Origin of the sequence: Flavobacterium sp., assembly GCF_003525665.1 — a bacterium.
In the GTDB taxonomy this organism is placed as follows: Bacteria; Bacteroidota; Bacteroidia; order Flavobacteriales; family Flavobacteriaceae; genus Flavobacterium.
Genome location: NZ_DQDX01000130.1, coordinates 25,168 through 29,144, shown reverse-complemented (window position 1 = coordinate 29,144; position 3,977 = coordinate 25,168). Strand labels below are relative to the sequence as shown.

Sequence of the window (3,977 nt, the reverse complement as noted above, 5' to 3'; positions counted from 1 at the left end):
CACAACAATATTATATATTTACGTAGGAGTATTATTTATTCTAACTTACTTATTTGCAAGTAGACTAATCACAAGTTTTAAAACACAGGAGTTTGATTATTTACGATTATCAGTAAATCTTGGACTTCTACTTTACATTATTATTAAAGTAGTGAAATTAGGAAAATTAGAAAACAATAATAAAGAGAACAATGAACAAAAATAGAATCGCCTATATTTTAATCATTGCATCAATAGCTTTGTTAGGCTTTAACATTCATAACGGATACAATCAAAATAACTATAATTATTTCGGAATTGGGTCCAATCTTTTATTAATACTTGCCATGGCAGTAATTATTTTTCAAAATAAAAAAATAAAATAAGCATCTTGAAACTCACTATACTTGGCTGTTATGCTGCAACTCCGCGAACAATTTCCAATCCAACTTCACAAGTTTTAGAAATTAAAAACCGTTTGTTTCTGATAGATTGTGCCGAAGGAACGCAAGTGCAACTTCGCAAAAGTAAAGTCAAGTTTTCCAAAATCAATCACATCTTTATTTCGCACCTTCACGGCGACCATTTTTATGGATTAGTCGGATTAATTTCAACCTTCATGTTGCTCAATCGTGAAAGCGATTTAACCGTTCACGGACCAAAAGGCATCAAAGAAATCATTTTACTTCAACTTCGTGCTTCGGGTTCATTTACTGGATATAATCTTTATTTTAACGAACTAGAATCCAAAGAATCCCAAACCATTTTCGAAGACGATCGAGTAGTGGTAAAAACCATTCCGTTAAAGCACCGCATTTACACCAACGGTTATTTATTTCAAGAAAAAAACCTTGAACGAAAACTCAATATCGAAGCCGTAGAAAACTACAATATCGATAAGGTATATTTCAACAAAATAAAATTCGGCGGCGATATCACACTAGAAAACGGAACAATAATTCCCAATTCAGAGTTAAGTTTTGATCCGCAAGTAGCAAAATCCTACGCCTTTTGTAGCGATACAATCTATAATGAAGAAATCATTCCCATCATAGAAAACGTAGATTACCTCTACCATGAAAGCACTTTTCTAGAAAGTGAAGCCCATCTTTCAGAGAAAACCATGCATTCCACAGCCAAACAAGCCGCTACAATCGCTTTAAAAGCCAATGTAAAGAATCTTATACTTGGTCATTATTCAACGCGTTACGGCAACATACAGTTGTTTAAGGACGAAGCGCAAACCATTTTCCAAAACGTACAACTTGCCGACGACGGAAAAGAATTTGATTTCGAATAGGAGCGAACCGCTTGGGCTTTATCAGTAATCCTTATTCCTGCTGCAGGAACTCGCTTCCCGATAAAAATCGGGAGAGCTCAAACAATTCCAGCATCAGGGCTAATTAGTAGTTCATTTTAACTTTTGTTTCCGTAATAAGAGCAAAATCTCTTTAACTTTGTACTTATAATTTCACAAAGTACAAAACAATGAAAGATTTAGGCGATTACAGAAAATCATACGAAAAAAGCGAATTACTAGAAACCAACATTCCAGAAGATCCAATTAACCTATTCAATAAGTGGTTTCACGAAACCGAAGATTTTGGTGGCATCGATGAGGTAAACGCCATGACAATTTCAACCATCGGATTAGACGGATTCCCAAAATCGCGTGTTGTATTACTAAAAAAATTCAACGAAGAAGGTTTCATTTTCTACACCAACTACAATTCCGAAAAAGGATTAGCCATACAAAACAATCCACACGTTTGTCTTTCGTTCTTTTGGCCAAGCATAGAACGCCAAGTAATCATTAAAGGAATCGCCGAAAAAACTTCCGAAACAGTATCTGACAACTATTTCAATTCTCGTCCCGATGGAAGCAAACTTGGCGCAATTGCCTCGCCGCAAAGTCAAGTTATTCCCAACAGAGAATTTTTAGAACAAAACTTAAAACAATTAGAAAAAGATTTCGATGGCAAAGAAATTCCAAGACCAGCGTTTTGGGGAGGCTTTTTAGTTAAACCTCAAGAAGTTGAATTCTGGCAAGGTCGTCCAAATCGTTTGCATGATAGAATACGTTTTCAGTTTCAAAAAGACGATTTTTCATGGAAAATAGAAAGGCTTTCATCATAATTGTAAGAAAATTATGTATTAATTTTTTAAAATGATGTATTTCATCGATTTTATTTGACACTTAAGCGATAAAGTAGTAGTATTGTATAACACAAAAGCACAAACGTTCTTACAATACAAAACCTAAAGATATTTGCCCCACATCTATCCTTAAAAAAAATTAACCCTATAGATATTTGCCCCACATCTATCATAGACTTAAACCTACTACTATGAAAGCAAAATTACTAAGTGTTGTTATGCCAATGCTATTGGTATTTACTATGATGTCATGTTCATCAGAAGAAAGCGAATCAGGATCAACAAATTCAAAAGTTGTTACTGAGTACAGTTACGATCAAGACGAGATGGCTTTGGTCGATGTAGTAAACAATTACAGAGTTTCTCAAGGTTTATCGACGTTAACTTTAATAAACCACATTTCGTACAAGTCTGAAGAACACAATGATTACATGATTGAAAATAATGTTGTAAACCATGATTTTTTCAATCAACGTGCTAGTAATATTAAATCGGTTTTAGGAGCGGTTACAGTTGGAGAAAACATAGCATACAATTTTTCTACTCCAAATTCTGCTTTACACGCTTGGTTACAAAGTCCAGGTCACAAAGAAAATATTGAAGGAGATTACACTCATTTTGGAGTTTCAGTTTCTATAAATCCAGCTAACGGAAAAAAATATTATACTAATATTTTTATGAAAAAATAAGTGATTTTAAATTTGTTTGATTTTGAAAAGACCACCTTCGTAAGTAGGTGGTTTTTTTATTGGCAACTTTCTTGTAAACGGCTTATTTTCTTAAAAAATAAATAGTCTAATTTTTAGCAATTTTTTTATATTTGAAAAAAATAAATAACATGAATATTTTAGGAATAGGATCACGAATTAAACATAGTGAATTTGGACTTGGAGTTGTAACCAACGTTACCTCGAAACACTATTGGGTAACCTTCATAGAAACCGGATTAGAAACTATCGATGTTGACAGCGAATTTGAAATCATCGACGCAGTTGAAGACGAAGTGGATTCAGTAAGTTTTTATGAAGTAGAGAAAACTTTAAAAAACATTCTACAAAAATGGAGTGATGTAACGCAAATTGTTCCCATCGCAGACAAATGGAAAGGTGGAAAATTAATCATGGAACCAGGAACTCCAACTCAAAATAAAGAAGTTCCAATTGATACTTTTTTCAATAAAATAATAATGGTAAGAGATAGACTTCGTGTAATGGAGCAAAAAATAAATTCAAGTAATTTAGATAACGCCGAAAAAGTGGAATTGCAGCAATACATTACAAGATGTTACGGAAGTTTAACGACTTTTAATGTGTTGTTTAAGAGTACTAATGATTATTTTGTGGGTGAGAAGAGTAAATAGTTTATGAAATGAATAAAAAATCATTTTTACCAATTTCATTTTTTATCATAATACTTTTCCTTATTATATTTTCTGTATATAAAGGAAATCAATATCAGAAAGAAATGGAAGATTATCCTGGTTTTACAATATGTAAACTAACTTTTTGTAAAGAAGTAAGAAGAGGTAAAACGGCTTATATAAAATATTTTTTAAATGATACTCTGTATAGAAGAAAGGGAGGAAGTTGCCCTGAAAATTCTGATTTAAGGCTAAACAAGTATTTTCTTTTAAAGTATTCGACACTGGATAATGATAAAATTCAGGTAGATTTTTCCCAAGAAATAACTAATGTTGAGCAAATAAACGAATTAGAATCAAAGCTTAAAAATTGGTTCGATTTGCCTTATGTTTCAGAATAATATTCAGCAAATATTTTTAGTGTTCAGTCAGCAGTCACAGTAAACAGATAGAACTGAAAACTGCGACTGCGACTGAAAAC

Annotated in this window: 7 protein-coding genes; all 7 read left to right on the top strand. The window is 32.6% G+C overall.

What is annotated here, in order from left to right; genetic code table 11:
• Positions 1–205: hypothetical protein (locus DIU01_RS09335; RefSeq protein ID WP_290833788.1), on the top strand; the 205-nt coding region annotated here is incomplete at its 5' end.
• Entirely contained in the window at positions 192–365 is a 174-nt protein-coding gene (locus DIU01_RS09330; RefSeq protein WP_290833786.1) for a hypothetical protein, read from the top strand. The genes DIU01_RS09335 and DIU01_RS09330, both read left to right, overlap by 14 nt.
• Before the next feature lie 5 nt (positions 366–370).
• Complete coding sequence (locus tag DIU01_RS09325) at positions 371–1,279, top strand: ribonuclease Z (protein ID WP_290833784.1); 909 nt, start codon at positions 371–373, stop codon at positions 1,277–1,279.
• A 188-nt stretch (positions 1,280–1,467) separates the two neighbouring features.
• A complete protein-coding gene (gene pdxH, locus DIU01_RS09320; RefSeq protein WP_290833782.1) occupies positions 1,468–2,115 on the top strand; it encodes a pyridoxamine 5'-phosphate oxidase in 648 nt (215 codons plus the stop codon).
• Between the two features lie 212 nt (positions 2,116–2,327).
• A complete protein-coding gene (locus DIU01_RS09315; protein WP_290833780.1) occupies positions 2,328–2,825 on the top strand; it encodes a CAP domain-containing protein in 498 nt (165 codons plus the stop codon).
• A gap of 149 nt (positions 2,826–2,974) precedes the next feature.
• Complete coding sequence (locus tag DIU01_RS09310; RefSeq protein WP_290833778.1) at positions 2,975–3,496, top strand: hypothetical protein; 522 nt, start codon at positions 2,975–2,977, stop codon at positions 3,494–3,496.
• Between the two features lie 8 nt (positions 3,497–3,504).
• Positions 3,505–3,897 carry a hypothetical protein gene (locus tag DIU01_RS09305; RefSeq protein WP_290833777.1) on the top strand — a complete coding sequence of 131 codons (393 nt, stop codon included), beginning with the start codon at positions 3,505–3,507 and terminating at the stop codon, positions 3,895–3,897.
• Positions 3,898–3,977 lie beyond the last annotated feature (80 nt).

What these genes read in the sequence shown, in the direction of transcription:
- DIU01_RS09330 (WP_290833786.1), top strand. Translation starts at nt 192, where the DNA reads ATGAACAAAAATAGAATCGCCTATATTTTAATCATTGCATCAATAGCT.
- pdxH (WP_290833782.1), top strand. Translation starts at nt 1,468, where the DNA reads ATGAAAGATTTAGGCGATTACAGAAAATCATACGAAAAAAGCGAATTA.
- DIU01_RS09315 (WP_290833780.1), top strand. Translation starts at nt 2,328, where the DNA reads ATGAAAGCAAAATTACTAAGTGTTGTTATGCCAATGCTATTGGTATTT.
- DIU01_RS09310 (WP_290833778.1), top strand. Translation starts at nt 2,975, where the DNA reads ATGAATATTTTAGGAATAGGATCACGAATTAAACATAGTGAATTTGGA.
- DIU01_RS09305 (WP_290833777.1), top strand. Translation starts at nt 3,505, where the DNA reads ATGAATAAAAAATCATTTTTACCAATTTCATTTTTTATCATAATACTT.